Source organism: Humibacillus xanthopallidus (assembly GCF_006717145.1).
Lineage (GTDB): Bacteria > Actinomycetota > Actinomycetes > Actinomycetales > Dermatophilaceae > Humibacillus > Humibacillus xanthopallidus.
In genome coordinates, this window is record NZ_VFQF01000002.1 from 738,113 (window position 1) to 764,574 (window position 26,462).

The 26,462-nt window shown below is 71.7% G+C and carries 27 protein-coding genes; 14 read left to right on the forward strand and 13 right to left on the reverse strand.

Annotation, left to right across the window (positions count from 1 at the left end; genetic code table 11):
- Positions 1-63: 63 nt before the first annotated feature.
- Positions 64-390 (forward strand): putative quinol monooxygenase, encoded by a 327-nt coding sequence (locus FHX52_RS14220; protein WP_141823007.1) that lies wholly within the window; start codon positions 64-66, stop codon positions 388-390.
- Positions 391-393: 3 nt separating this feature from the next.
- Here the strand turns inward: FHX52_RS14220 and FHX52_RS14225 are convergent, their stop codons facing one another.
- Positions 394-687 carry a DUF1905 domain-containing protein gene (locus FHX52_RS14225; RefSeq protein ID WP_141823008.1) on the reverse strand — a complete coding sequence of 98 codons (294 nt, stop codon included), beginning with the start codon at positions 685-687 and terminating at the stop codon, positions 394-396.
- 107 nt (positions 688-794) lie between these two features.
- Here FHX52_RS14225 and FHX52_RS14230 point away from each other — a divergent pair, with 107 nt between their 5' ends.
- Positions 795-1,544, forward strand: coding sequence for a LemA family protein (locus FHX52_RS14230; RefSeq protein ID WP_141823009.1), 750 nt, complete (start codon positions 795-797; stop codon positions 1,542-1,544).
- 42 nt (positions 1,545-1,586) lie between these two features.
- Here the strand turns inward: FHX52_RS14230 and FHX52_RS14235 are convergent, their stop codons facing one another.
- Both FHX52_RS14235 and FHX52_RS14240 read right to left on the reverse strand, forming a co-directional pair.
- Positions 1,587-2,546 carry a TIGR03086 family metal-binding protein gene (locus FHX52_RS14235; RefSeq protein ID WP_141823010.1) on the reverse strand — a complete coding sequence of 320 codons (960 nt, stop codon included), beginning with the start codon at positions 2,544-2,546 and terminating at the stop codon, positions 1,587-1,589.
- Between the two features lie 158 nt (positions 2,547-2,704).
- A complete protein-coding gene (locus FHX52_RS14240) occupies positions 2,705-3,466 on the reverse strand; it encodes a DedA family protein (RefSeq protein WP_141823011.1) in 762 nt (253 codons plus the stop codon).
- Positions 3,467-3,847: 381 nt separating this feature from the next.
- Here FHX52_RS14240 and FHX52_RS14245 point away from each other — a divergent pair, with 381 nt between their 5' ends.
- Genes FHX52_RS14245 through FHX52_RS14255 form a run of 3 tightly spaced genes read left to right on the forward strand, consistent with a single transcriptional unit; the run spans position 3,848 to position 6,416 of the window.
- Positions 3,848-4,720: an ABC transporter substrate-binding protein gene (locus FHX52_RS14245; RefSeq protein WP_141823012.1), complete on the forward strand. Its 873-nt coding sequence runs from the start codon at positions 3,848-3,850 to the stop codon at positions 4,718-4,720.
- Positions 4,717-5,688, forward strand: a complete 972-nt coding sequence (locus FHX52_RS14250; protein ID WP_246069972.1) for an amino acid ABC transporter permease — start codon at positions 4,717-4,719, stop codon at positions 5,686-5,688. The genes FHX52_RS14245 and FHX52_RS14250 overlap by 4 nt, the downstream gene beginning before the upstream one ends.
- Complete coding sequence (locus tag FHX52_RS14255; protein ID WP_141823013.1) at positions 5,685-6,416, forward strand: amino acid ABC transporter ATP-binding protein; 732 nt, start codon at positions 5,685-5,687, stop codon at positions 6,414-6,416. The genes FHX52_RS14250 and FHX52_RS14255 overlap by 4 nt, the downstream gene beginning before the upstream one ends.
- Positions 6,417-6,458: 42 nt before the next feature.
- On the opposite strand, the gene FHX52_RS14260 is transcribed toward FHX52_RS14255, so the two are convergent.
- Positions 6,459-7,085: a hypothetical protein gene (locus tag FHX52_RS14260; RefSeq protein ID WP_141823014.1), complete on the reverse strand. Its 627-nt coding sequence runs from the start codon at positions 7,083-7,085 to the stop codon at positions 6,459-6,461.
- Positions 7,082-8,008: an SPFH domain-containing protein gene (locus tag FHX52_RS14265; RefSeq protein WP_141823015.1), complete on the reverse strand. Its 927-nt coding sequence runs from the start codon at positions 8,006-8,008 to the stop codon at positions 7,082-7,084. The genes FHX52_RS14260 and FHX52_RS14265 overlap by 4 nt, the downstream gene beginning before the upstream one ends.
- A 242-nt stretch (positions 8,009-8,250) precedes the next feature.
- Here FHX52_RS14265 and FHX52_RS14270 point away from each other — a divergent pair, with 242 nt between their 5' ends.
- Complete coding sequence (locus FHX52_RS14270) at positions 8,251-8,898, forward strand: TrmH family RNA methyltransferase (protein WP_141823016.1); 648 nt, start codon at positions 8,251-8,253, stop codon at positions 8,896-8,898.
- A 28-nt stretch (positions 8,899-8,926) separates the two neighbouring features.
- On the opposite strand, the gene FHX52_RS14275 is transcribed toward FHX52_RS14270, so the two are convergent.
- Positions 8,927-10,153: a citrate synthase gene (locus tag FHX52_RS14275; protein ID WP_141823017.1), complete on the reverse strand. Its 1,227-nt coding sequence runs from the start codon at positions 10,151-10,153 to the stop codon at positions 8,927-8,929.
- A gap of 100 nt (positions 10,154-10,253) precedes the next feature.
- Here FHX52_RS14275 and FHX52_RS14280 point away from each other — a divergent pair, with 100 nt between their 5' ends.
- Positions 10,254-11,456, forward strand: a complete 1,203-nt coding sequence (locus tag FHX52_RS14280; protein WP_141823018.1) for a citrate/2-methylcitrate synthase — start codon at positions 10,254-10,256, stop codon at positions 11,454-11,456.
- 538 nt (positions 11,457-11,994) lie between these two features.
- On the opposite strand, the gene FHX52_RS14285 is transcribed toward FHX52_RS14280, so the two are convergent.
- The 6 genes from FHX52_RS14285 to FHX52_RS14310 all read right to left on the reverse strand — a co-directional run bounded on the left by FHX52_RS14285 (position 11,995) and on the right by FHX52_RS14310 (position 18,424).
- Positions 11,995-13,257 (reverse strand): ABC transporter permease, encoded by a 1,263-nt coding sequence (locus FHX52_RS14285; RefSeq protein WP_141823019.1) that lies wholly within the window; start codon positions 13,255-13,257, stop codon positions 11,995-11,997.
- Entirely contained in the window at positions 13,254-14,183 is a 930-nt protein-coding gene (locus FHX52_RS14290) for an ABC transporter ATP-binding protein (RefSeq protein WP_246069973.1), read from the reverse strand. The genes FHX52_RS14285 and FHX52_RS14290 overlap by 4 nt, the downstream gene beginning before the upstream one ends.
- A 34-nt stretch (positions 14,184-14,217) precedes the next feature.
- Positions 14,218-15,021 (reverse strand): response regulator, encoded by an 804-nt coding sequence (locus FHX52_RS14295; RefSeq protein WP_425460117.1) that lies wholly within the window; start codon positions 15,019-15,021, stop codon positions 14,218-14,220.
- 47 nt (positions 15,022-15,068) lie between these two features.
- Positions 15,069-16,433 carry a sensor histidine kinase gene (locus FHX52_RS14300; protein WP_141823020.1) on the reverse strand — a complete coding sequence of 455 codons (1,365 nt, stop codon included), beginning with the start codon at positions 16,431-16,433 and terminating at the stop codon, positions 15,069-15,071.
- 137 nt (positions 16,434-16,570) lie between these two features.
- Positions 16,571-17,392 (reverse strand): M57 family metalloprotease, encoded by an 822-nt coding sequence (locus FHX52_RS14305; RefSeq protein WP_141823021.1) that lies wholly within the window; start codon positions 17,390-17,392, stop codon positions 16,571-16,573.
- 201 nt (positions 17,393-17,593) lie between these two features.
- On the reverse strand, positions 17,594-18,424 hold the full coding sequence (locus tag FHX52_RS14310) for a class II glutamine amidotransferase (protein ID WP_141823022.1): 831 nt from the start codon (positions 18,422-18,424) through the stop codon (positions 17,594-17,596).
- A gap of 79 nt (positions 18,425-18,503) precedes the next feature.
- Here FHX52_RS14310 and FHX52_RS14315 point away from each other — a divergent pair, with 79 nt between their 5' ends.
- On the forward strand, positions 18,504-19,631 hold the full coding sequence (locus FHX52_RS14315; RefSeq protein ID WP_141823023.1) for a M24 family metallopeptidase: 1,128 nt from the start codon (positions 18,504-18,506) through the stop codon (positions 19,629-19,631).
- Positions 19,632-19,746: 115 nt separating this feature from the next.
- On the opposite strand, the gene FHX52_RS14320 is transcribed toward FHX52_RS14315, so the two are convergent.
- On the reverse strand, positions 19,747-21,165 hold the full coding sequence (locus FHX52_RS14320; RefSeq protein WP_141823024.1) for an NAD(P)/FAD-dependent oxidoreductase: 1,419 nt from the start codon (positions 21,163-21,165) through the stop codon (positions 19,747-19,749).
- 151 nt (positions 21,166-21,316) lie between these two features.
- Between FHX52_RS14320 and FHX52_RS14325 the strand changes: the two genes are divergently transcribed.
- From FHX52_RS14325 to FHX52_RS14350, 6 genes are all read left to right on the forward strand, one after another.
- Positions 21,317-22,120 carry a GNAT family N-acetyltransferase gene (locus tag FHX52_RS14325; protein ID WP_141823025.1) on the forward strand — a complete coding sequence of 268 codons (804 nt, stop codon included), beginning with the start codon at positions 21,317-21,319 and terminating at the stop codon, positions 22,118-22,120.
- 271 nt (positions 22,121-22,391) lie between these two features.
- On the forward strand, positions 22,392-23,030 hold the full coding sequence (locus FHX52_RS14330; protein WP_141823026.1) for a hypothetical protein: 639 nt from the start codon (positions 22,392-22,394) through the stop codon (positions 23,028-23,030).
- 146 nt (positions 23,031-23,176) lie between these two features.
- Positions 23,177-24,205, forward strand: a complete 1,029-nt coding sequence (fbaA, locus tag FHX52_RS14335) for a class II fructose-bisphosphate aldolase (RefSeq protein WP_141823027.1) — start codon at positions 23,177-23,179, stop codon at positions 24,203-24,205.
- Entirely contained in the window at positions 24,202-24,609 is a 408-nt protein-coding gene (locus FHX52_RS14340; protein ID WP_141823028.1) for a DUF3151 domain-containing protein, read from the forward strand. The genes fbaA and FHX52_RS14340 overlap by 4 nt, the downstream gene beginning before the upstream one ends.
- Positions 24,610-24,711: 102 nt before the next feature.
- Positions 24,712-25,515, forward strand: coding sequence for a Cof-type HAD-IIB family hydrolase (locus FHX52_RS14345; protein ID WP_141823029.1), 804 nt, complete (start codon positions 24,712-24,714; stop codon positions 25,513-25,515).
- 60 nt (positions 25,516-25,575) lie between these two features.
- Positions 25,576-26,406: a MerR family transcriptional regulator gene (locus FHX52_RS14350; RefSeq protein WP_141823030.1), complete on the forward strand. Its 831-nt coding sequence runs from the start codon at positions 25,576-25,578 to the stop codon at positions 26,404-26,406.
- Positions 26,407-26,462 lie beyond the last annotated feature (56 nt).

Here is a 26,462-nt window from a genome sequence, read left to right on the forward strand (position 1 = left end):
TCGGGTGTCGTCCGCGACTCCCTTGTCCTGCAAGCCTTCTCGACACACCCCCAGGAGAGTTCCTTGATCTTCATCACCGCGAAGTTCCCCGTGAAGCCCGAGCACGCCGACAACTGGGCCGAGATCTCCCGGTCTTTCACGGAGTCGACCCGGGCCGAGGAGGGCTGCCTCTGGTTCGACTGGTCGCGCAGCCTCGACGACCCGAACGAGTACGTCCTCGTGGAGGCCTTCCGCGACGACGCCGCGGGTGGTGCCCACGTGCAGAGTGCGCACTTCACCGCTGCGACGCAGGAGCTGCCGGCCTACCTGTCGGCGACGCCGCGCATCGTCAACACGACGGTGCCGGGCACGGAGTGGTCGGAGCTCGGCGAGCTCGCCGTGCGCGACTGACGGCTACTCGAGGACCTCGAGGACGACGGCGGCAGGATCGCCCTCCTCGAGGTCCTCGGCGCGTCGCACGGCCTTCTTGACCGGCAGGACGTAGGCGCCACGCGTGCTGTCCGGGAAGACCGACGTCTGCCACGTCGTGGCGCCGATCGTCGCGCGCACCCGCACCGAGCCGAAACCACGTGGTGGGCGAGGGCGCTCACGGATGCGGGCGGACTCCTCGGCGGGCACGGTGACGAAGAACCACGCCTCCTGCGCCTCCCAGCGCCAGAGGTCGGCGCTGAAGCGACACGTCATCATGGAGGAAGGGTAGGACGGTGCACCGACACCCCTCGGACGCACCGGCCCGCCACTAGGATCGGCAGGGCGGTCACGGTGGCCGCTCGCCTCGCCCCTCGGGAGTTCGCATGCTCATCGTCTGGATCCTGCTCGGCCTCGTCGTGCTCGCCGCGATCGTCGGGGTCGTCATGTACAACGGCCTCATCGGGCTGCGCAACAAGGTCGAGGAGGGCTGGCGCCAGATCGACGTCGAGCTGAAGCGCCGCCACGACCTCATCCCCAACCTCGTCGAGACGGTCAAGGGCTACGCCTCGCACGAGCGGGGCACGCTCGAGGAGGTCATGCAGGCGAGGTCGGCGGCGATGAGCGGGGCTGCGACGCCCGCCGCGGCCGCTGCGACCGAGGGTCAGCTGAGCCAGGCGCTCGGCCGGCTCATGGCCGTCGCCGAGGCCTACCCCGACCTCAAGGCCAACCAGAACTTCCTCGCCCTGCAGCAGGAGCTGTCGAGCACCGAGGACCGCATCGCGAGCTCGCGCCGCTACTACAACGCCCTCGTGCGCGAGCTCAACACCAAGGTCGAGAGCGTGCCGTCCAACATCGTCGCGGGCATCGCCAAGGTCCAGCGCGCCGAGTACTTCGAGACCCCGGCCACCGAGGCCGTGGCTCCGAGCATCTCGTTCGGCGACAACGGTCCCGCCGGGGGCGGCCCGACGATCGCCCCCTCGACCCAGCCGGGCGCCGTCGGCGGCGCCTCGACCCAGCCCGGGGCCGCTCCGGGCGCCCTGCCCCAGGCCCAGGCGCCGGGCGGGTCGACGCCAGACCCGACGACCGACTCGGCGACCGACTCGGCGACGGGCACGGGCACGCCGAACGCCTAGTCAAGGCGCACCGCGGCGGTGGGAGGGGGTCGCCGCGGCGGCCTAGCCCTTGACGTAGGAGAGCTTCTCGCTGACCTTGCCCTCCTGCAGCCGCACGACGTCGACGCCGCGCACGTGCCCCGGTGAGCCGTCCGGAGCGACCCAGTCGAAGCGCCAGCGCAGGACGCCGCGGTCCCCGGCGACGAAGGACTCCTCCTCGGTGAAGGCCGGGCTGCCGGTCTCGCCGAAGAGGGACTCCCACACCTCCCGCACCGCCGACGCCCCCACGTGGCGCACCCCGTCGGGAGCCGGACCCGTCGCCTCGAAGACGCAGTCGTCGGTCATGAGCGCCATGATCGCGTCGACGTCGCCCCGACCGAAGGCCGCGATGAAGTCGGAGAAGGCGGCGTGCGCGCCGCTCCAGGCTGCATCGCGGCCGAAGCGGGCGAGCAGGTCGGACCGCGGGTCTCCCGTCATGAAGGCCCGCGGGCCGATCGCGCCACCGTCGCGATAGAGCGACTCGCGCCCGTCGAACCACTGCGCCACCGCCTCGACGAGGACCGGGTCGAGGGTCCGGTCACCGCCCGTGGCGGCTGCGAGGTCCCACCCGTGCACGAGGTGGTCGGCGATGAGCTGGCGGACGTACTCGTCGGCCGACTCCTCACCGTAGGAGAGGTGAACCGTGCCCGTGGACTTCAGCGCGCCCGAGGCATCGACGGCCTCGCGCCCCGCCGCCCGCCCGGCCGCCTTGGGGTCCGTCCCGACGACGTCTCCGTCGAAGCGGTCACCGACCTCCTCGATCGTCGAGCCGGAGAGGAGCGGCACCGTCCACAGGTCCTCGCCGACGACGTGGTTGACGAGGTCCCGCACCGACCACCCGCGGCACGGGGTGGGGTCGTCCCAGCGGTCGTGGGGCACGGCCTCCAGCGTTGCGAGCCACCCCTCGACCGAGCGCCGGTGCAGGCTCGCCGTGTCGAGCGGGCCCTGCGTGACCGGTCCTCCCACAGTCGTCGCCTCAGCCATCGTGACCTCCGATCCAGCCCCGATCATCCCTGCCGTTCCAGTGTGCGCCGGTCGGGGCCAACGGGGTGGGCGTTCCCGAGAAGCCGGCCGGACGGCATACGGCACAGGGCCCGACCCGCGGGGGATCGGGCCCTGTGAGCCGAACGTTGTGCCGCCGGTCAGCGGCGCTCGCCGCGCCCCGGGTCGCCGATGCTCTCGGCCGGCAGGGCCACGCCGTCGGCGGGGTCGATGATGTCCTCGGCGGCCTCGCCGAGCTCCTCGGCGATGGCGTTGGCCTGACGACGGTGCTTGAGGTACTCGAAGAGCATCGGGAGGACCGAGACGGCCACGATGAGCAGCACGGCGACCTCGAGCTTGTCCGACAGCCACGGGAAGGCGGCCCCGAGGAAGTAGCCGAGCAGGGTCAGGCTGGTGACCCAGAGGACGGCGCCGACCGCGCTCCACGTGAAGAAGCGGCGGCGGTCCATGCGGCTTACGCCCGCGACGACGGTGATGAAGGTGCGCACGATCGGCACGAAGCGGCCGATGACGAGGGCCTTGTTGCCGTGCTTGTCGAAGAATGCGGTGGTCTCGTCGAAGTACTTCTTCTTGAGGATGCGCCCGTCACGCTGGTAGAGCGGCGTGCCGATGGCCCGGCCGATCTCGTAGCCCACGACGTTGCCGAGGAAGGCCGCAGCGCACAGCCCCACGATCGCGACGAAGAGGTTGATGTGGATCTGGCCCGTGGCGATGAACAGCCCGACCGCGAAGAGGAGCGAGTCGCCGGGCAGGATGGGGAAGAGCAGCCCGCACTCGATGAACACGATGGCGATGGCGATCCAGAAGAAGGCCGCGCCGTACTGCTCGAGCAGGTACGTGGGGTCCATCCACTTGGGGCCGAGGGCCGGGGCGGCAGCCGTCAGGGCGGCGAGTGCATGCATGATCAACAGGGTAAGCGGTGGGGCCCGCTCAGCCGGAATCGTGGACCGGAGCTCACAGCCAGGTCTCAGGTTCGTATCGGTCGGGCCCAGATGGTTCCAAAAGGGGCAGGTCGCCCGTCACCATGATCGTGGGAGCACGGGGGGAGGACCGACCCGGCTCCGGTCTCGGGGACGCGACCTCGGTCGCGACGGAGCCGGCCTCCCCCCACCTGCCCCACCTGCGCGCAGCGATCGAGCGTGCCCGTCGGGGCGCTCCGGCGGGCGCCCCCTGGTGCCGCGCGTGAGCGCATCCGAGCCCGACTGACGGACCGGGCAGGACGGCATACCGCAGCCTCGTAGACTCTGCACGTCGAAAGCCCGCTCGTCCCCTGGAGCCCTCACATGCAGCGTCCCCGTCTTGCCCTCGCCGCCGTCGCCACGATCGCCGTCGCCGCCCTCGGCGCCTGCGGGAGCAGCGCGACGTCGAACACCCCCGCGGCCGCGGGCACCGGCACCGCCGCGGGCGACGCGTGCGCCAAGGGGTCGCTCACCCTCGTGACGCCCGGCAAGCTGACGGTCGGCACCGACAAGCCTGCCTACGAGCCGTGGTTCAGCAACGACGACCCGAGCAACGGCAAGGGCTACGAGTCGGCCGTCGCGTTCGCCATCGGCGAGAAGCTCGGCTTCCCGAAGGCCGACGTGACGTGGACCGTCGTGCCCTTCAACTCGGCCATCGCCCCGGCGCCCAAGGCCTTCGACTTCGACGTCAACCAGATCTCCATCTCCGAGGAGCGCCGCAAGGCCGTCGACTTCAGCTCGGGCTACTACGACGTGCGTCAGGCTGTCGTCACCTACAAGGGCAGCCCCATCGACGGCAAGACGACGGTCGCCGACCTCAAGGGCGCCGACCTCGGAGCCCAGGTCGGCACGACCTCGTACAAGGCGATCACCGACCAGATCCAGCCGACCAACGACCCCAAGGTCTTCGACACCAACGACCTCGCGGTCCAGGCGCTGAAGAACAAGCAGATCGACGGCATCGTCGTCGACGTGCCGACGGCCTTCTACATGACCGCCGCCCAGCTCGACGACGGCGTCATCGTCGGCCAGCTGCCCGCGACCGGCACGCCAGAGCAGTTCGGCGCGGTGCTCGACAAGGGCTCGGCCCTCACGCCCTGTGTGACCAAGGCCGTCGACGCGCTGCGCGCCGACGGCACGCTCGACAAGCTCCAGCAGGAGTACCTCGCCAACGCGGGCGCGCCCGAGCTGAAGTGAGCACCCCAGCCGGTATGCCGTCCGCCTCGTCAGGTGCCCAGGCGCCCGACGAGGCGGTCGGCGCTGCGTCGGGCGGGCTGTCGGGCGGGTTGTCGGGCGGGCCTGCGGGTGGGCCGGGAGGCGACGTCTGGACGCCGTCGCAGACGGAGCTCGAGCGGCGCGCCTACCGGCGATCGCGCACGACGCGGTCGGCGCTCATCTCGGCCGTCAGCACCCTCCTCGTCGGTGCGGTCGTCATCTGGCTCGTCACGAGCTCGGAGGGCTGGCCGCGGGTCCAGGAGACCTTCTTCAACTGGGACAAGGCCGTCGAGTCGTTTCCGGCCGTGCTCAAGGGTCTCTGGCTCAACATCCGCATCATGCTCATCTGCGGGGTCGCGATCGCCGTCCTCGGGCTGACGCTCGCGGTGATGCGCACCCTCAAGGGGCCGATCTTCTTCCCGCTGCGCCTCTTCGCGACGGCCTACGTCGACCTCTTCCGCGGCCTGCCGCTCCTGCTCGTCATCCTCCTGCTCGGCTTCGGTGTGCCGGCGCTGCGGCTGCCCAACGTCACGAGCGCGGCCGAGGTCTGGGGCGGCGTCGCCATCACGCTGTCCTACTCGGCCTACGTCGCTGAGGTCTTCCGCGCCGGCATCGAGTCGGTGCACCCGTCGCAGCGGGCTGCCTCGCGGGCGCTGGGGCTCTCGCACGGCCAGACGCTGCGCCACGTCGTGCTGCCGCAGGCCGTGCGCCGCGTGACGCCTCCGCTGATGAACGACCTCGTCTCGCTGCAGAAGGACTCCGGCCTCATCGCCGTGCTCGGTGTCGTCGACGCGATCCGGGCCGCGCAGATCGAGACGGCCTCGGACTTCAACTACACGCCCTACGTCGTGGCGGGCTTCCTCTTCATCTGCCTCACCATCCCGATGGCGCGGCTGACCGACCACGTCGCCCGCAAGCAGGGCTGGCACGGGGCAGGAGGCACGCTGTGACGCTGCTGTCGGTGCGCGGCCTGCGCAAGACCTTCGGTGACAACGTCGTGCTCGACGACGTGCACCTCGACGTCACCGCGGGCGAGTGCGTGGTGCTCATCGGCGCCTCGGGCTCGGGCAAGTCGACGCTCCTGCGGTGCGTCAACCTGCTCGAGCAGGTCGACGACGGGGTCATCGAGCTGGGCGGCGTCGAGATCACCGACCCGCGGGTCGACGCCGACGAGGTGCGCTCGCGGATGGGCATCGTCTTCCAGGCCTACAACCTCTTCCCGCACCTCAGCGTCCTCGACAACGTGACGCTCGCCCCACGCCGGGTCCACAAGGTGCCCCGCGCCGAGGCCGAGCGGTCCGCCATGACGATGCTCGACCGCGTCGGTCTCGCCGACAAGGCGAAGGCGCGGCCCGACGACCTCTCCGGTGGCCAGCAGCAGCGGGTCGCGATCGCCCGGGCGATGGTGAACTCGCCGCAGCTGCTGCTGCTCGACGAGGTCACCTCGGCGCTCGACCCCGAGCTCGTCGGCGAGGTGCTCGACCTGCTGCGCGACCTGCGGGCCGACGGCATGACGATGATGCTCTCGACCCACGAGATGGGCTTCGCGCGGCACGTCGCCGACACCGTGTGCTTCCTCGACGGCGGACGCATCCTCGAGCAGGGGCCGCCCGACGAGGTGCTCGGCGCGCCCCGAGAGCCCCGCACCCGGCAGTTCCTCTCGCGTCTCGTCAGCTGACGCTGCCGGTCGCGGGCCTGTTGACGGCCCTGTTGACGGCGCTCACCCGACGGGGAGGTCCACGATGGTGACGGCCGCGACCCCCAGGCTCGCGATCGCGGCGAGGACGAGCAGCACGCGCGCCGGCCGCCAGCTGAAGCTCGAGGTCACGCCGGAGAAGAAGAGCGCGACGGCGAGCAGGATGGTGTTGATGACGTAGTTGTGGGAGGTGTCACCGGCCTGGAGCGACAGGGTGGTCGCTGCATCTGCCTTGGCCGTCGCCGTGCGATAGGGGCCGAACTGGGCATTCATGTAGCTCGTGTCGTCGATGAGTCGCGTCGGCGTGCCGCCCGCCTTGATCACGGCCTCCCACCGGTCGATGACCGGCAGCAGCTCCTCGCGGATAAGCGTCGCCCGGTAGAAGGCGACGAGCTTGGTGTTGCCCGCCTGCACCGCCTGCGCGTACTGCGCGATCATGCTGCTGTCGTAGGAGGCCTTCTGCGTGGCGAGCCCGAAGAGCCGGCTCGCCTCGACGCGGGCGTCCGTCGAGGCGGTCATCGCGCTGGCCTGCACCCCGTTCCACTGGGCCGCCTGGTAGCCGCACCACGCGGTGCCGACGGTGGCGATGCCCAGCACGAGCACGGCGACCAGCTCGATCAACCGGTCCACGCCGGTGAGCTCGCGGTTCATGGCGCCTCAGTCGCTGGCGGCGCCTCGCCACCGGCCGTCGGGTCGACGGCGGTGGGCTCGTTGGTGGGAGTGTCCTCGCGGACCGTGAGGCCGAGCCTGCCGGGGCCGTAGCCCGGGCGTCGGCGTCCGAGCTGCACACCGTCCGATCGTTGCACGAGGTCGCGCCACAGGTCGGTCTCGCGGTAGCGCCAGGCGCCCTCGCGCATGCTCGTGATCTGTCGCTCGAGCTCGCCGTCGTTCTGCGCCTGGGCGAGGCGGGTGGCTGCCTCGGCCTCCTCGAGAGCGAGCTCGAACCCGGCGCGGACGGTGGCTTGGATGACCTCACCGGTGCGGCCGAGGTCGACGGGGCCGAGCACGAAGCCCGTGACGCGGATGCCCTGCTCCTCGAGGGCTGCGGTGACGGCGGCCGCGAGGCGTGCTTCGGTCTCGGACCGCCGGCTGCCGAAGAGGCTGCCGACGGTCACCTCGGGGTCGCTGAGGGCGTGGCTGATGGCCCGTGCGCTGTGGTCGCGCACGACACCGTTGATGCCCTGCGGGCCGAAGCGCTCGTGGACGGTGCGCAGCTGCTCAGGGACGATCGCGAAGCGCACGGTGTAGGACACGTCCGCGAGGGCTCGGTCGCCCAGGGCGCAGCTGAGGCTCGGACCGGAGCGGTCGAGGTCCGAGCTCGCCGTCGACGCGCCCTCGCCCGCGCGGTAGGCCATCTCGACAGAGGGATACTCCACGATCATGAACCGGCGCACGAGCGGCACCCAGTGCCGGCCGGGGGTCAGCGTGCGGTCGGTGGCCTTGCCGTTCTTCACGACGAGGCCGAGGGAGCCCGCCGGCACCTTGGTGAACCCGGCCGCGAGGATGACCCACACGAGGACCCCGATGATCGGGGCCAGCAGCACGAGCAGGATGACGATCGCCGCGGTGCTCATGTCGAGCGCTCCGCAGCGGTCAGCACGGTCGGTGTGGCGAGGTGGGTGGTTGGGCGCATGGCAGGTCTCCTGTCACCACCGGGCCGGGGCGGGCGGCGTCTCCGGGCTCCCCAGCCCGGTCGCTAGTCTTCCGGGCAGTCCGACATCAGGATCAGCGTGGACCGGAGGGGGAGGCGTTGGCATCGCACGAACGGGGTGAGACGCGCCCTGGTGGCACGGGTGGCACGGGTGGCGAGGACGGAGTGGGCAGCAAGGCGGGCGTGGGCAGCGAGGACGGCGTGGACGGCGTGGGCGTCGGGCCCTGGGTCGGCGACTGGCCCTCCGGTGACCACTGGGATCCCGACCTGCTGCGCGAAGGCGATCGACGCAACGTCGTCGACGCCTACCGCTACTGGCGGCAGGACGCGATCGTCGCCGATCTCGACACGCGACGCCACGACTTCCACGTCGCCGTCGAGAACTGGGGCCACGACTTCAACATCGGCTCCGTGATCCGCACGGCCAACGCGATGGGCGCCCGGGCCTTCCACATCGTCGGTAAGCGGCGGTGGAACCGTCGGGGCGCGATGGTGACCGACCGCTACCAGCACGAGCACCACCAGCCCGACGCCGCGGCCCTCGCAGCGTGGGCCCGGGCCGAGGGCCTCACCCTCGTCGGCATCGACAACCTGCCCGGCTCACTGCCGCTCGAGACCCACGACCTGCCGCGTGCCTGCATCCTCGTCTTCGGGCAGGAGGGGCCGGGGCTCTCCGAGGCCATGCGGTCCGAGTGCGATGTGGTCCTGCACATCGAGCAGTTCGGCTCGACCCGCTCCATCAACGCCGGAGCAGCGGCCGCGATCGCCATGCACGCGTGGGTGCGCCGCCACGTCTTCGACCAGCACCCCTGACCGACTCTGCTGCGGGTCACACGCCAGGTCAGGTGACGGGGTCGCGGCCGCGCCACCGCAGCGGCTCCTCGGCGTACTCCTCGACGACGTGCGCGGCCACGCCGAAGGACCGCGCGGCCTGGAAGACGACCTCGCCCGCCTCCGCCGGCAGGTCGAGGGCGTGCAGGGCGGCGGCGCTGGCGAGGTCGATGTTGGGCTTCGCCCCGGTGCGCTCGGCGACGACGTGGGAGAGCGCGTCGACCCGGCGTCGCAGCGGCCGGGTGCCCGGCAGCTGCCACACCGCCTCGAGCACGAGGTCGGCCCGGGGGTCACCGTCCGGGTAGAGGAAGTGGCCGAAGCCGGCGACCCCGCGGTGCTCGCGCACGACGCGGCCCACCGCCACGGCGGGGTCGAGGCCGGGCGCCAGCAGCGCGTGGGCGGCGATCGGCGCCGCGCCGTGGAGCGGCCCCGCCATCGCGGCATACGCGGCGGCGAGGCAGTCGTGCAGCCCGGCGCGGGTGGAGGCTGCGACGCGCGCGGCTACGGTCGAGGCCGTCAGGCCGTGGTCGAGCAGCGAGACGAGGAGCACCCGCGCGAGCCGGAGCTCGGCCGGCGAGCCGCCGCGTCCGCCGAGCGCGCGCAGCAAGTGCTCGGCGAGGTCGCCACCCGCGAGGGTGTGCCGCGTGGTCGGCAGCGTGCCTGCTACGAGTGACAACGCGGCCGGCACGAGGGCGAGGGCCGTCGAGCGCACCCGGTCTGGGTCGATGTCGCCTGCGAGCGGGTCGGCGACGGCGAGCAGCTGAACTGCCACCGGCAGCCGCCGCTCGAGGGGCACACGTGAGATGCCGGTCGCGAGGGCTCGCAGGTCACAGGGGATCTCCGGCGTCCTCATGATCTGATGGGCGGGTGTGTCGCCCTCCGAAAGCGACTGTGCAGCAATGGATCCCACGACGAGCGCGGCGGCCTCCTCCACGGAGTCGAGCGCCATGACGTCGACGAGTGGCACGCCACGATAGAGCAGGTCGCCGTCGAGCTGGCTGCTGACGGTCGTCGCGATGCTGCGGAAGCGGAGCACCGGCTGCGGCGATCCGGAGGGCCGCGATGCCGAGGCGAGAGCGTCGATCTGCGCACGGTCGAAGAGGCTCTCCTGCTGCCCAGCCCGGCGCTGACTCTGGAGCAGGCCGCGGCTGACGTAGGCGTAGAGCGTGGCCCGCTTGACGCCGAGGCGCTGGGCAGCCTCGGTCGTCGTGATCCAGCCATCGGGGGAGTGGGGCATGCGATCTCTCCGTGTTGATCCGGTCAACGTTGAGCGGATCAACATTGACGATGTTGATCAACATTACCGACAGTGAGCAGTGAACCGAAAGGAGCACGCCATGTCCACCACTGCAGCAGAGGGCCGCCCGGCCGCCACCAGCTCGTCCGCCGGCTTCGTCACCGTGCCGCCCGGCCTCGCCAAGGTCGTCGTCACCGAGACCGAGCTCGGCGACGTGCGGGGCGACGAGGGGTTCTACCACTACCGGCAGTACTCTGCCGTCGACCTCGCCGAGCAGGTCTCCTTCGAGGAGGCCGCCCACCTGCTCCTCGTCGGGCACCTCCCCGACGCCGACGAGCTCGACGCCTTCAGGGCCGAGCTCGGTCTCCGGCGTCCCATGCCGCCGCGGCTCGCTGCGCTCCTGCCGGAGATCTGCCGCACGACGAGCGACTCGCTCCAGGTCCTACGGACGGCGCTCTCGGCGTGGGGCGGCATCGCCGACCTGCGCCCGCTCTACGACTCGAGCGAGGAGGAGCGTCGGGAGGCGGTGCTCAGCGCGATCGCGGTGACGCCCACGATCCTGGCCGCCGCACACCGCCTCCAGCGCGGGCTCGAGCCGGTGCCGGCCGACTCGTCGCTGCGCCATGCCGCTGACTACCTGCGCATGGTGACGGGCGAGGTGCCCGCCGAGCACGAGGCCCGCGCCGTCGAGAGCTACCTCGTCGCGACGATGGACCACGGCTTCAACGCCTCGACCTTCACCGCACGCGTCATCGCCAGCACGGGCGCCGACCTCGCGGCCTGCCTCGTCGGGGCGATCGGCTCCTTCTCCGGGCCGAAGCACGGGGGCGCGCCCAGCCGGGCCCTCGAGGCGCTCGACGAGATCGGCTCCCTCGACCGCGCGGCCGCCTGGGTGCGCCAACGGGTCGAGTCCGGCGACCGCATCATGGGCTTCGGGCACGCCGTCTATCGCACCCGCGACCCGCGCTCCGAGATGCTCAAGGAGATCGCCCGCGGCTGGGACGACCCGCTCGTCGACCTCGCCGTGGGGGTGGAGGACGCCGTCGAGCAGACCCTCGCCGAGCTCAAGCCCGGCCGCGAGCTGCACGCGAACGTCGAGTTCTACGCCGGTGTCGTCATGAAGCTCGCGGGCCTGCACCCCAGCATGTTCACGCCCACCTTCTGCGTGGCCCGCGTCGTCGGGTGGGGTGCCAACGTGCTCGAGCAGGCCCGCGACCCGAAGATCATCCGACCGGCCGCCCGCTACGTCGGCCCACCGCCGCCCCAGCCCCTGCCCGACCGAGCGGCAGGCCACGCGCACTAGCCACACCCCAACGCGCCCAGACCCCACGCCCATACTCCCGAGTCGAGGTGATCCTGGCCCTGACGCGGGTGCCAGTATCACCTCGAATCAGGTTCAGCAGTCCCCGGTTCGAGGTGATCCTGTGCCCCATGTGGGTGCCAGGATCACCTCGAATGGGCGGGAGGGCGGCATACGGGCTCGCGGGCGGTGAAGCTCTTTGAATCCCTGCGGTTCGAGGTGATCCTGGCCCTGACGTGGGTGCCGAGATCACCTCGAATCGGGCTCAGCACTCCCCGGTTCGAGGTGATCCTGTGCCCCATGTGGGTGCCAGGATCACCTCGAATGGGCGGGAGGGCGGCATACGGGCTCGCGGGCGGTGAAGCTCTTCGCATCCCTGCGGTTCGAGGTGATCCTGGCCCTGACGCGGGTGCCAGTATCACCTCGAATCAGGCTCAGCGGTCCCCGGTTCGAGGTGATCCTGCGCCCCACATGGGGGCCGAGATCACCTCGATCCGGTATGCCGGGTGGGCCGCCTCCAGGGCACTCACCCTTGCGTTCCTCACTCCGGGGTGCGGAACGCCTCTCGCCACGAGAGCCGGCCCCGCGTCTGCAGGAGCGAGCGACGGTAGATCTTCTCGCCGATGAGCACGGTCACCGCGGCGAACGCCGCCATGATCCCAAGCGACACGATCGGCTCCCACCACGCCGTGTCGCCCGCGAGGATACGGGCGGGCATCGAGACCACCGAGGCGATCGGCACGTAGGACGCGATCACTGCTCCCGTGCCGGAGACGCCGAAGCTCGCGAAGTAGACGAGCATCAGCGCCGTCGTCATCGGCGACGTCGTGCTCTGGAGGTCCTCCATGCGTGAGGCCAGCGCTCCCGCGACGGCGAAGAGGCACGCCAGTGCGAAGAACCCGATGACGAAGTAGAGCACGAACCAGACCACGGCCACCGACAGAGCCGGGAGCAGGGCCGACCACTCCGAGAACGAGACCGCGACGAGGCCGACCGCCGCGAAGAGCACAACCTGCCCGAGCGCGATGACCGAGTTGCCACCGACCTTGCCGGCGAGCAGCTGACGCAGGGGGATCGCTGTCGCGATGATCTCGACGAGACGCGACTGCTTCTCCTCGACGACGCTGGCCGCGATCTGCTGGCCGAACATCATGGCCGCCATGAGGAAGAGCAGGGCGAAGGCGAACGTCGCCACCTTGACGAACCCCTCCTCGATGGGTGAGCCGTCGAAGCGGGCCACCGTCACGGTGGTGCCCCGCTCGAGGGAGTCGACGCTGGCCCCGACCGCAGCGGCGTTCGCGGCCAGCGCGTCGGCGCGCACCGCACCCTCGAGCGCCGTGCCGAGTGCGACGGGCACCTCGTCGGCCGAGGTCACGGTCCATCCTCCGTCGCCACCGTGCAGCCAGACGGCGGCGTCGCCGGACTCGACGAGCGCCCGGGCAGCCGAGTCGTCGGACAGCTGACGAGCCTCGATGGTCACCTTGGCGTCCGCCTGGTGGGCTGCCGCCGCTGCCTGCGTGACGATGGCGCTGCCCTCGGGCGCGGTCACCGCGACGGTGTAGGTCGTCGTGCGGCTGCTCTGCCACAGCGAGAAGGCGCCGAAACCGGCGATGAGCGCGATGGTCAACAGGGTCGAGACGATGAAAGCCCGGTTCGTGACGCGCACGACGACCTCCCGCGTGGCGACGATGAGCCAGGCCGGCGTCTCGTAGGCGCCTGCCTCACCGTCTGGGGGCTGGGAGGAGCCGGGGAGCCCGGCGGCCCCCTGCTGAGGGGCCGTCGCCGTGGGCTGGGTCGTGGTCATGCCGTCACCTCGCGGTAGATCTGGGCCAGGCTCGGCCGCTGGGGAGAGAACTCGTGGACCTCGCCGCGACGCAGGGCCTCGGTGAGCAGCGCGCGCTCGGCTCCCGGGTCGAGCAGCTCGAGCAGAGCCACCCCGCCGTCGATGTCGACGGTGTGGATGCCGGCGAGGTCGCGCACCCAGCCCGCGTCGCCGGACAGGACGAGCCGGTGCCGGGCCACCGACGCGCTGCGCAGCTGCTCAGGCGTGCCCGTGGAGACGACCTTGCCGCGTGCAAGCACGACGAGGTGCTCGCACAGTCGCTCGACGAGGTCGAGCTGGTGGGAGGAGAAGAGCACGGGCACTCCACGGGACGTGTGCTCGCGCAGGAGGTCGGCCATGCTGTCGACGGCCTCCGGGTCGAGGCCGCTGAACGGCTCGTCGAGCACGAGTCCGCGGGGACGGCCCATGAGGGCTGCGATGATCTGCACGCGCTGCTGGTTGCCGAGCGACAGCTTCTCGACGTGCTCGCGGGAGCGGTCGGCGAGCCCGAGCCGCTCGAGGTGGCTCATGACGGACGTGCGCGCCTGCGCCGTCGACATGCCGCGGAGCCGGCCGAGGTAGATCAGCTGGTCGAGCACCGGCTGCTTGGGGTAGAGGCCGCGCTCCTCGGGCATGTAGCCCAGCTGCCGGCGGTCGGCCTGGGTGATCGGCCGGCCACCCCAGAGCACCTCTCCTGCGGTGATGGACAGCACGCCCATCACCATCCGCATCGTCGTCGTCTTGCCGGCGCCGTTGCCGCCGACGAAGCCGGTGAGGGCTCCCGCAGGCACCCTGAAGCTGACGCCGTCGACGGCGCGGACCTCGCCGAAGTCACGCCGGAGGCCGCGCACCTCGAGATCGGTCCATTCGGGTCGGCCGGTCTGTGGGGACATGTCCTGCGTTGTCATGGCACAAACGTAGGTGGGCGCGAGCGCGAGCGGATCAGCCCGCGGGCGGAGCCGTGGCATCCCCCGGGAGAATGAGCCCGACCTCGTAGGCGAGCACGACGGCCTGCACGCGGTCGCGCAGCCCCAGCTTGCGCAGCACGCTCGACGGGTGGGTCTTGACCGTCGCCTCGCCGAGGAAGAGGTGGCCTGCGATCTCGGTGTTGGACAGCCCGCGACCCACGAGGCCGAGCACCTCGAGCTCGCGAGGGGTCAGCTCGGCCAGACGCGCGTCGGGCAGCTCGGAGTTGGGCGCGGAGAGGCGCTCGGAGGTGGGCTCGGAGAGGCGCTCGGAGGTGGGCTCGGAGGTGGGCGCGGGCCCCGGAGCCCCGCCGGACGGCATACGGGACCGGTCGTCGGACGTCATCTGCTCGATGACCCGGCGGGTCACCTCGGGCGCCAGGAGGGCGTGCCCACCGGCCACTGCCCGCACGGCCTCGACGAGGTGGTCGGCGTCGGCGTTCTTGAGCAGGAAGCCGCTGGCACCGGCGGCGAGCCCGGCGAAGACGTAGTCGTCGCGGTCGAAGGTCGTGAGGATGAGCACCTTGGACAGCCCGGCACGCACGATGCGGGACGTCGCCTCGATGCCGTCCATGACGGGCATCTGGACGTCCATGAGCACGACGTCGGGGTTCAGCTCGCCGGCGAGGCGCACCGCCTCGGCGCCGTCGGCGGCCTCGCCGACCACGTCGAGGTCGTCCTCCACCGAGAGGATGAGCGCGAAGCCGGAGCGCACGAGCTGCTGGTCGTCGACGAGCAGCACCGTGGTCCTCGCCGTGCGCTCGCTCGCCGGCTCCGGTATGCCGTCCGGCTGGCTCCCGACCCCACCGTCGGTCCCGCTGGGGCGCGTCACGACGGACCGTCCGGCAGCGGCATACGGACTCGGACGCGGTAGCCGCCGGTCACGCGGGGACCGATCTCGCTGACTCCGCCGTGCGTGGCGAGGCGCTCGCGGACCCCGAGGAGCCCGAGGCCCGACCCGGACGTGCCGGAGCGAGGGCGGCCGTCGTCGAGCACCTCCACCTCGGCGTACCCGTGGGCGAAGCCGCGGTCGGGGCGGTGGGCGACGCGCACGACGACGCTGGCCGAGGTCGCGGTGGAGTGCCTCCGGACGTTGGCCAGCGCCTCCTGCACCGTGCGGTAGAGCGAGAGCCCGACCGCGCCGGGGACCGCGTCGACGGCACCCGGGGTGTCCTCGACGACGTGGCACGTGGCGCGCAGGCCGTCCGTCGTGCTGGACGCCACGAGGTGCGGGACGTCGGCGAGCCCGGGCTCGGGTGCGCGGGGCTCGGTGCCGGCGGCGTCGCCGCTGCGCAGGGTGCCCAGCAGGCCGCGCATCTGCGTCACTGCCTCCCGCGACGACGTCTCGATGGAGCGCAGCGACTGCTCGGCGACGGCGGGGTCGCGGCGCAGCACGCGTCGCGCGGCGGATGCCTGGATGCCGATGACCGACACGTGGTGGGCCACGACGTCGTGCAGCTCGCGGGCGATGCGCAGCCGCTCCTCGATGACGGCCTGCTGCTGGAGCGTGCTCGCCTGCTCGTCGATGGTGCGCGCCTGGTCGGCCAGGCGGTGCCGCTGGAAGGCGGAGCGCCAGGCGGCCTGGCCTCCGAGGACGGCCCCGCCGAAGTAGACGACGTTGACGAGCAGGCTGTAGACGACGTAGGCGCTCGTGGGGGAGAAGAGGCCCTGCCGCTTCATCGGTCGCCCGTCTCGGGCGAGGGACTGCTCGACCCCGCTGCCGATGGCGAGCTGCCAGGTGAGCCAGCCGAACATCAGCAGGAGCACCCCCGCGACCACACCGAGCATGAGACGGCGGTCGCGAGCCCACGCGACGCCGGTGAAGAGGGCGACGAAGTAGACCGCCTGGAGCGGGAGCGACACCGCCACGGCAGGCATGACGATGCCGAAGACGAAGAGGTGGACCGACAGCACGGTCGCGACAGCCAGGGGCCACCGGCGGCGCCAGGCCAGCGGCACGGTGCCGAGGACGACGGCGACGTGTGGCCAGAGCCAGGAGTCCTGCACGTTGCCGAGGGAGTCGATGCTGCGCAGCAGCTCCACCCCGAGCGAGCCTGCGGCGAGGGCGACGAGCGCGATCAGGGCGTCGATGCGTTGCGTGCGCGCGGGGTCGGCAGGCACCCGCTCCCAGTCCGAGTCGACCCCGAAGAAGGTGCGGGCCCTCGTTGCAAGACCGTGCCGCCCCCCGCGCATACCCAGAGCCTAGGCAGTCGCGGGGGACGGCGACTCCCCCCGGAGGGGGAGCCGGCCTCCTGGTGGCCGTTCGAGGTGATCCCGTGCCCCACGTGGGTGCCAGGATCACCTCGATCCGGTATGCCGTGTGGCGGGGTTCAGCTGCCGTAGACGGCGCGCACGCCGGCGCGGTCCTGGTCGGTCATCGACAGGTCGTTGGACGTGCCGTTGCACTGGGGGTAGTGCATGATCGACGCCGAGTCGTAGGGGGTCAGTGGGCGCCAGTTGTTGTCCTCGAAGCACGTGCCGGCCTCGGGACGCGTGTGCTCGTGCCGGAAGCCCAGCGTGTGCCCGAGCTCGTGGGCCATGATGTTCGACGGCGTCCACGAGCCGGAGTTGTAGAGCGACTTCGCGTTGACGAGGATGTTGCGGCCCGACTTCGACGTGCTCGGGAAGAAGGCGCGCGCGATGTACTGCGTCGTCTTGGTGGGCTCGACGGAGAAGAGGACCGCGCTGTTGCGGGTGGTGCAGCTGCCGTCCTGGCTCGACACGTAGACGTAGTTGACCTTCGAGGAGGCCGCCTCCCACTGGGCCGCGCCCGCCGCCATGGCCTGCACGACGCGCGTGTAGTCGGCGCCGAACTTCGTGCTGACGCAGTAGGTGAGGTTGGCCGCCTGGGTGGCGGGCCACTTGTCGTCGCGGCCGCTGACGGTGTTGATGATGAGCGAGTCCTCGTCCACGTGCTTCGGCGAGGAGACCATCGAGTCGTAGAACTGGCGCAGGCCGCCCATGTTGCCCTCGGGCTCGTCGCCGTTGACGACGTAGACGCCGCCCTCGTCCTGGTAGGTGCTGGCGGCGAACTCCTGGAAGGTCGGCACGTCGCCGGCCACAGGGGCCGCTGATGCGTTGGTCGTGGCCAGCCCCGCGGCGAAGGTGGCGGCGACGGCGATGGACAGGGTGCGGGACTTCGTGAGGTGCATGTGAGTGCTCCTGGGTGTCGGGTCACCCTCGGCGCGGGCGACTCATCGCACCGTAGGACCGCGCAGGTCATTCACGGGCGAGAGTTTGGTCATGACTCGGCAGGCGCAGGTCAAGGAACCGTCCGACGTCTTCACGGCTGGTCGCTCGACGGGACCAGGCGCGGGCTCATGCCCCCGTTGCCAGTCGGCGCCCCTCCTCCGTCAGGCGACGTGCGTCGGGCGCACCGGCTCGAAGGGCCGGATCTCGTCGTCGCCCTCCTGGATGATCCCGCACGACGACTCGGGCACCTCGCGCCAGGCTCCGGGCAGGTCGCGCAGCGGCTCGGACACGACGAGGCGCGCGTCGTCGCCGAGGGTCGCGAGCACCTCGACCTCGGGGTGCAGCTTGCGCAGCTCGGCCACCGCGGTCGAGTGGAAGAGGGTCCGGCTCTGGTGCTGCGACGAGTAGCGGAAAGCCCACACCGAGCTGCCGTCGCTCGTGGCGATCGTCGCCTGGATCGGGTTGGCGACCCCCTTGCGCTCAGCAAGGTCCTCGACGAACCCGACCGCCCGAGCCACCCCGGCGATCGGGTCGTCCTGAAGGCCGAAGGTCAGTGCGAGGAAGAAGAGCACCTCCGAGTCGGTCGACCCCTCGATGTCGGGGTAGAGCGACGGGTCGACGGCGAAGACGAGGTCGCGCTTGAGCTCGTGGAAGCCGAAGACGGCGCCGTTGTGCATCCACAGCCGGTCGCCCCACCGGAAGGGGTGGCAGTTGCTGCGCTGCACCGGGGTGCCGGTCGAGGCGCGCACGTGCGCGAAGAAGAGCCCGGTGCTGACCTGGGCGGTCAGCTCGCGCAGGTTGCGGTCGTTCCACGCCGGGTCGACGTTCTTGAAGACGGCCGGGGTCGGGCCGTTGCCGTACCACCCGATGCCGAAGCCGTCGCCGTTGGTCGTCGTCGCCCCCATCGTCGAGTGGAGACTCTGCTCGATGAGCGAGTGCTCCGGCTTGAACAGGAGGTCCTCGGCGAGGACCGGGTCACCTGAGTACACCATCCATCTGCACATGACTCCATGGCATCAGGGTGCGTCGACCGGCGCATCACTCGGAGCGGATGACGGTAGCGTCCGCAGCATGGGTGTGAGTGCTGCCGTCCTCGACGTCACGACGATGCGCGACCGGCTGGGCCGGCTGCGTGACCGGGCGGCAGAGGCCGGGGTCGCGGCGGTCGTCATCACGCCCGGATCGGACCTGCGCTACCTCCTCGGGGTCGGCGGCTCCTCCTTCGAGCGGCTGACGGCGCTCGTCGTGCCGACCGACCGGGCGCTCGCCCCCGTGCTCGTGTCTCCCGCGCTCGAGTTCGCAGGGCTGGGGCACCTGCCGCTCGACGACCTCGGGGTCGAGGTGCGCACGTGGGTCGACGGTGAGGACGCCCACGCCCTCGCCCTCGCGGGTCTCGGCGCCGGGCCCCTCGCGGTCTCCGACATGACGCCCGCCCTGCACCTGCTGCAGCTGCGCGACGCGGGTGCCGCCGAGCAGCGCCTCGCCGGGCCGATCCTGCGCGAGCTGCGCATGCGCAAGGACGTCGTTGAGCTCAGCCAGCTGAGAGCCGCGGGCGCAGCCATCGACCGCGTCCACGCCCGCGTCGCGCAGTGGCTGCGCCCGGGCCGCACCGAGGCGCAGGTCGCGGCCGACATCGCTGCCGCCATCGTCGAGGAGGGCCACGCCGCAGCTGATTTCGTCATCGTGGGCTCTGGCCCGAACGGCGCGAGCCCGCACCACTCGGTCAGCGACCGCGTCATCGAGCGGGGTGACGTCGTCGTCGTCGACATCGGCGGCCCGCTGCCCTCGGGTTACAACTCCGACAGCACCCGCACGTATGCCGTGGGCTCACCCCACGAGCCCGACGTGGCCGGGGCCTACGCCGCGTTGCAGGCGGCCCAGCAGGCCGCCGTCGACGCGGTGCGTCCGGGGGTGACGTGCGAATCGGTCGACGCCGCAGCGAGATCCGTGCTCGCGGATGCCGAACTGGCTGATCGCTTCATCCACCGGACGGGGCACGGCATCGGCCTCGACGTGCACGAGGAGCCCTACATCGTCACGGGCAACGATCTCCCGCTCGAGGCGGGGATGACCTTCTCCATCGAGCCCGGCGTCTACGTCAGGGGGCGGTGGGGCGCTCGCATCGAGGACATCGTCGCCGTGACCCCCGAGGGCGTCGAGCGCTTCAACACCCGCCCCCACGACCTCGCCATCCTCTGACCCCGACGGTGTGACGACGCGGCCACTCGACAGTCGAGTGGCCGCGTGGTCACAGCGGCTGCCTTCGCCGCTCGTCGAGTGGCCGCGTCGTCACAGCAGGCGGCTGCCTGTGACCTCAGGAGTCGAAGCCGACGCCGATCGTGTCGAGTGCCTTGAGCCACAGGTTGCGCTTGCCGGTGCGGTCCTCGGCAGCGAGCGCTGACCGCGTCGCCCGCACGGCGGCATACCGGATCGGCTCTGGAGGGAAGGGAATCGGCTTGCGTCGCACCATCTGCAGCCGGGTCACCTCGGTGTCGCGGCCGTCGACGAGGTCGAGCGCGACGCGCGCACCGAAGCGGGTCGAGGCGACGCCGAGCCCGGTGTAGCCGACGGCGTACGCCATGCGCCCGCCGAGGGCGGTGCCGAAGACCGGCGTGAAGCGCGAGGTCGTGTCGATGACACCGGCCCACCGGTGGGTGAACCGGATGCCGTCGAGCTGCGGGAAGATGTCGACGAAGTGGTCGGCGAGCAGACCGTGCGAGGCGTCCGACTGCTCGAGCGCGGGGTCGATGCGCCCCGGGAAGTGGTAGTTCGCGTCATAGCCGCCGAAGAGCACGCGGTCGTCGAGCGTCCTTCGGTAGTAGTGGAACTGGTTGCCGGCGTCGGTGAGCCCCTCGCGTCCCTCCCAGCCGATGGCGTCGAGCTGGGCGGGGGTCAACGGCTCCGTCATGAGCACGTGGTCGTAGACGGGCAGGACCCAGGCGCTGAAGCGCTTGAGCACGCCCTGGGCCGCGTTCGTGCCGATGACGACGCGGCGGGCGTGGACGCTGCCGTCCTCGAGCGAGACGCGCACGCCGTCGCCCTCGGCGTCGAATCCCGTTGCGCGCGTGTACTCGTGGATCCTGACGCCCAGCGACTCGGCCGCGCGAGCGAGCCCCCACACGAGCCGGGCGGGGTCGACCAGCCCGACCTCCGGGTCGAACATCCCTCCGCGGTAGAGCGGCGAGTCCACGCGCGCACGCGCGCCCGCGGCGTCGAGCAGCTCGACGTCGTAGCCGTGCGCGCGGTGCACCTCGAACGCCTCGCGCACGGAGGGCACCTGGTGGTCGGTGAGGGCGAGGGTCAGCTCGCCGGGCACGTGGAAGTCGGCGTCGATGCCGTATGCCGTGAGCGTCCTCCCGATGGCCGCGATGTTCTCGGCCGCGAGCCGCTCGAGGGTCTCGATCTCGTCCGGCCAGCAGCCGAGGCCCTGCGACAGGCCGTGGGTGAGGCTCGGGGCGACGAAGCCGCCGTTGCGACCCGACGCACCGTCGGCGAGCCGGTCGGCCTCGATGACGACGACGTCGCGGGAAGGGTCGTCCTCCTTCGCCTGGATCGCGGTCCACAGCCCGGTGAAGCCGCCGCCCACGACCAGCAGGTCGGTGCGCGAGGCGAGGCCGGTGAGCGGAGGGCGGGGTTCGGGCCGCTCGGGCCGGTCGGTCCAGAACGGCGTGGGCGCGGCGTCGGCGAGGGCGCGCGCGGCGCGTGGGCTGAGGGCGGCGGGTCGGTTGCTCATGACCCGTGTGATTCGACCACGACGCGGGCCGGAGCGGAACCACCCATCGCACCATGACGAAACGCGGCATGACGGACGAAGTGCGAGACGCGGCCTTCTCGACGGGCGAAACCCGTTGCGGCACGCCGGGCCGCTTTGGTTGTCTCGGGCCATGACCCCCGAGGAGCTGCTGCGCGTCTTCCACGACGAGACCCGTGCGCGGATCAGGCTCGGCACGGCGCAGCGACCTATCGAGGTCGACGGCCTCATCCGGCGCGAGTACGACGTCGACGGGGGCCAGTGGAACATGGTCGAGAGTCCTGACGGGCTCGGCCCCGACCCGGACGCCTACGACGCGATCATCGCGAGGCAACGTGACTTCTTCGCCGACCGCGGGCTGCAGGTCGAGTGGAAGACCTACGACTACGACGAGCCGGCCGACCTCGGGGAGCGGCTGCTGCGGGCCGGCTTCGTCAAGGAGGATGACGAGGCCCTCATCCTCGGTGAGGCGGCGCCCCTCGCGGCGCAGGACATCAGCCTCCCCGTCGGCGTCACCGTGCGAGCGGCCGAGACCGACGACGACTTCGCCCGCATCCGCACGATGCTCGAGGCGGTCTGGGGCAAGGAGCAGTCGTGGGTGACCGACTCGCTGCTGCCCACGTGGCAGCGCGACCCGCGCGCCATGGACGTCGTCCTCATCGAGGAGTCGCCCGACGGGCCCGTGCTGTGCGCGGCCCGTAGCGAGTACGACGAGAGCAGCTTCACCGGCCTCTGGGGCGGCTCGACCCTGGCCGAGTGGCGTGGGCGCGGTCTCTACCGCGCGACCCTGCTGCACCGGGCGCGGCTCGGTCTCGACCGGGGCAACGACTACGTGCGCGTCGACGCCTCGCCGGGCTCCGAGCCGATCCTGCGGCGGCTGGGTCTGCACCGCGTCGCGACGACGACGCCCTACGTCTTCGACCCGAGGGCGCGCTGACCGACCGGGGGTCTGGCACACTCCAGCCGTGGATGCCGGCACCAGAGACGCCCCGCCGCGGCGGCGCGGGGCGCGGCGGGCCGCGGCGGCCCTCGCGGTCGGCTGTCTGATCGGCGCCCTCTCCGGCTGCACCTCGGGTGCGTCGGCGGTGCTGTCCCCGCCCGCCTCGGCGACCCCCAGCGGACCACTTCGGGGTGTCGATGGGCCGTCCGTGACGCGAACGGAAACCCCGCCGGGCGTCGAGCCGGCACCCGAGGCCCCGGCACCCTCGATGACCGTGATCGAGGACGCCCCACAGTGCACGGTGCGTCGCGAGCTCGCCGGGGCCGAGCGGATGGTGCCCATCGACGAGGTCTTCCCGGGGTGGAACTCCGGTGGTTTCGCCGGTCCCAGCGAGGTCGTGCCGGGGCGGGACGCCGCCGATCCGGCTCGCTGCCCCGGCGAGCTACCGACGAGCCCGTTCTGCGACGAGATGCTGCCGTGGACGGGGCTGCTGTTCGACGCCTTCGTCACCGCAAGTGGCGCCCGGCGGGTGGTGGACGGCTACCTCCTGGCCATGCCGCACGGCTCGAACCCCGATGCGCCCCCGGAGCAGACGCCGGGCACGCGCGTCGTCACCTACCGCCTGCTCGACCTCGCTGCCGGTGATCCGAAGGGCGCGGCCGCCTTCCTCGACCGGTCCTTCCGCAGCTGCGCAGGGGCGCGCCCGGCCACCAGCTCCGAGGTCCCCGGGCCCGCCGGCGTCAAGGCGCTCATCGGCACGGCCCGCTCGGACTATCGCGCCCCGGCGGCCCAGCTCGTCCTGCTGCGTCGCGGCTCCCACCTCGTGTGGGCCGTCCTCGACGGCGGGGGCTGGAAGACCGGCGAGCGCGCGCACGCCGTGCAGGTCCTCGCCGCGCACCTGCTCTGATCGCGAGCGAGAACGACCGGGCGTCCGATGCTCCCGTTCTCCGGAAGCACGCCGGACACCCCGCGGACAGGCATATGACCACGACGGCTGACGTGGCAGGATCGTTGGCGGATCGTGAACCCGCTCATTCGACAGCAGGAGTAGCAATGCCCATCGCCACCCCCGAGGTGTATGCCGACATGCTCGACCGCGCGAAGGCTGGCTCCTTCGCGTACCCCGCCATCAACGTCTCGAGCTCGCAGACGCTCAACGCGGCCCTCAAGGGCTTCGCGGACGCCGGCTCCGACGGCATCATCCAGGTCTCGACCGGTGGCGCCGAGTACCTCTCGGGCCCGAGCATCAAGAACATGGTGAGCGGCTCGCTCGCCTTCGCCGCGTTCGCGCACGAGGTGGCGAAGAAGTACCCCGTCAACATTGCGCTGCACACCGACCACTGCCCCAAGGACAAGCTCGACGGCTTCGTGCGCCCGCTCCTCGCGGCGAGCACCGAGCGCGTGCAGTCCGGCGGCACGCCGTGGTTCCAGTCGCACATGTTCGACGGCTCGGCCGTGCCGCTCGCCGAGAACCTCGAGACGGCCCGTGAGCTGCTCGCCCTCGCGCGTGCCGCCAACGTCATCCTCGAGATCGAGGTCGGCGTCGTCGGTGGCGAGGAGGACGGTGTCGCCCACGAGATCAACGACAAGCTCTACTCGACGCCCGAGGACGCGATCGCGACGATCCAGGCGCTCGGCTCCGGCGAGAACGGCCGCTACCTGACGGCCCTCACCTTCGGCAACGTGCACGGCGTCTACAAGCCGGGCAACGTCAAGCTCCGCCCCGAGGTGCTCCTCGAGGCCCAGCACGCCGGCGCCCGCGAGCTCGGTCTGTCGGACGACGCACGCCCCTTCGACCTCGTCTTCCACGGCGGCTCGGGCTCGCTGCCCGAGGAGATCTCGGCCGCCGTCGACTTCGGTGTCGTCAAGATGAACGTCGACACCGACACGCAGTATGCGTTCACCCGCAAGATCGCCGACTGGATGATCTCGAACTACGCCGGCGTGCTCAAGGTCGACGGCGAGGTGGGCAACAAGAAGCAGTACGACCCGCGCGCCTGGGGCAAGGCGGCCGAGGAGGCCATGGCCGTGCGCATCGTCGAGGCCTGCCAGGCACTGCGGTCGGCCGGCACCCACCAGTGAGCGACAACCTGCTCGGCATCCCGGAGACCCGCCTCGCGGTCGACCCTGCAGCGGAGCGCCTCGCTGCAGGGATCGACGCGATGCAGGTCGCGGCGGCCTACCCGTCGAGCTCGCTCGCGTGGGCCGTGCTGGCCGAGGACGCGCTCGCCGACGGTGACCGCGACGTCGAGGCGTATGCCTATGCCCGCACCGGCTACCACCGCGCGCTCGACTCCCTGCGCAAGAGCGGCTGGCGCGGGCAGGGACCGGTGCCGTGGTCGCACGAGCCGAACCGCGGCTTCCTCCGCGCCCTCGCGGCCCTCGCGAGGGCCGCTCGCGCCATCGGCGAGAGCGACGAGGAGGCCCGGTGCACGCAGTTCCTGCGCGACAGCTCGGCCGAGGGCGCGCGCGAGCTCGGTCTCTGAGCCGCACCCGCCAGTTCCACACCACGACAGCGTGATCGGCGCCGGGAGCCCCTCGGGGACCCGGCGCCGATCACTGCCCCGACCGGACGGCATACGCCCCTCATGACGCTCTTCTGCTGTGACATCGACGGCACCCTGCTCAACTCGCACCGCACCCTCTCCGAGCGCACCGTCGCCGCCATCCGGGCGGTGCGCGAGGCGGGGCACACCTTCGTGCTGTGCTCGTCGCGCATGCCGTCGTCGATGGCCGCGCTCGACCGCCTGTCGGGCGGGACGGGCGTGCCGCTCATCGCCTACAACGGCGGGCTCGTGCTGCGCGACGACGGCAGCGTCGCGACCGACGAGCACATCGCTGCCGCCGACGCGCGCGTCGCCTACGACACGTGCGCGCGCCTCGGCCTGCACGGGAGCTTCTTCGCCGGCGACGCCTGGTATGCGTGGGGCCACGACCGCTGGACCCAGCGGGAGATCAACCACACGGCCGTCGAGCCGTCGGCGGAGTCGGCGCACGACTACGCGGCACCCGGGCGCATCGAGGCGGAGCCGCCCCACAAGGTGATGGGCATGGGCGACGCCCACCTCGTCGACGAGCTCGAGCGCGTGCTCGCCGGGCGCGAGGGGCTCGTGACCTACCGGTCCAAGGCGACCTACCTCGAGGTGGCGAGCGCCGAGTGCTCCAAGGGCGCCGGCGTGCGGTCGATCGCGGCCGACCTCGGCATCGACCTCGCCGACACCGTCTTCTACGGAGACAACGACAACGACCTGTCCGCCTTTGCGGTCGTCGGCACCTCCGTCGCGGTGGCGAACGCGAAGCCGCACGTACTCGAGGCGGCCTCCGAGGTCACGGCCGCGCACCACGCGGACGGCGTCGCGGCCCACCTCGCGGACTGGCTCGCCCGGCACTGACCACGCCCGGCTCGCGATGCTTGACACTGACACCGTGTCAGACGATCCGATGGACGCACCATGTTGAGTATCGGAGACTTCGCCCGGCTCGCCGGGGTGTCGGTGCGCATGCTGCGCCACTATGACGCCCTCGGCCTGCTGCGGCCCGCCCGCGTCGACCCCGTGTCCGGCTACCGGTCCTACTCGGCCGAGCAGCTCGACCGGGCCAACCGGCTCGTGGCGCTCAAGGACCTCGGGTTCACCCTCGAGGACTGCGGGCGCCTGCTCGCCGACGACGTGCCCGTCGAGCAGCTGCGCGGCATGCTGCGGCTGCGTCGGGCCGAGCTCGGCCGGCAGATCGAGGCTGACCGCGCGCGGCTCGAGCAGGTCGAGCGACGTCTCCGGATGATCGAGAAGGAGCACGCCATGTCACCATCATTCACGCTCGACGCCTACCGCGAGCAGGCGCTGCCCGCTGTCCGTGTCGTCCAGCGCAGCAGCCGCGTCACCGAGGGGCAGCAGGTCGGCGAGGTCGTCGGCCCCCTCTTCGGCCAGGTCGAGGAGGCAGTTCGGAGCGCCCTCGTGGAGCCCGTGGGGCCCTCGATGGGGCACTACACGATGGACGGCGACGCGATGATCGCCGCAGCGGCCTACCCGGTCGGTCCCGAGGTGGGTGAGGCCGAGGCGTCGGCCGCCGGCCTCGAGCTGGCCGAGCTCGACGCGCAGCCACGCGCACTCGTGACGACCTTGCGCGGGCCGCTCGGCGGCATCGGTGAGGCGTGGCAGACCCTGTCGCGCGAGGTCGAGTCCCGCGGCCTGTCGTTCGCGGGCCCGTGCCGCGAGGTCTACCACGTCGCCGAGATGGACGACCCCGACCACTGGGTCATCGAGCTGCAGCAGCCGGTCGCCTGAGCGCGTCCCGTCCTGCCGGCCGCCCTGCCGCCCGCCCTGCGGCCCCGCGGGCGGCA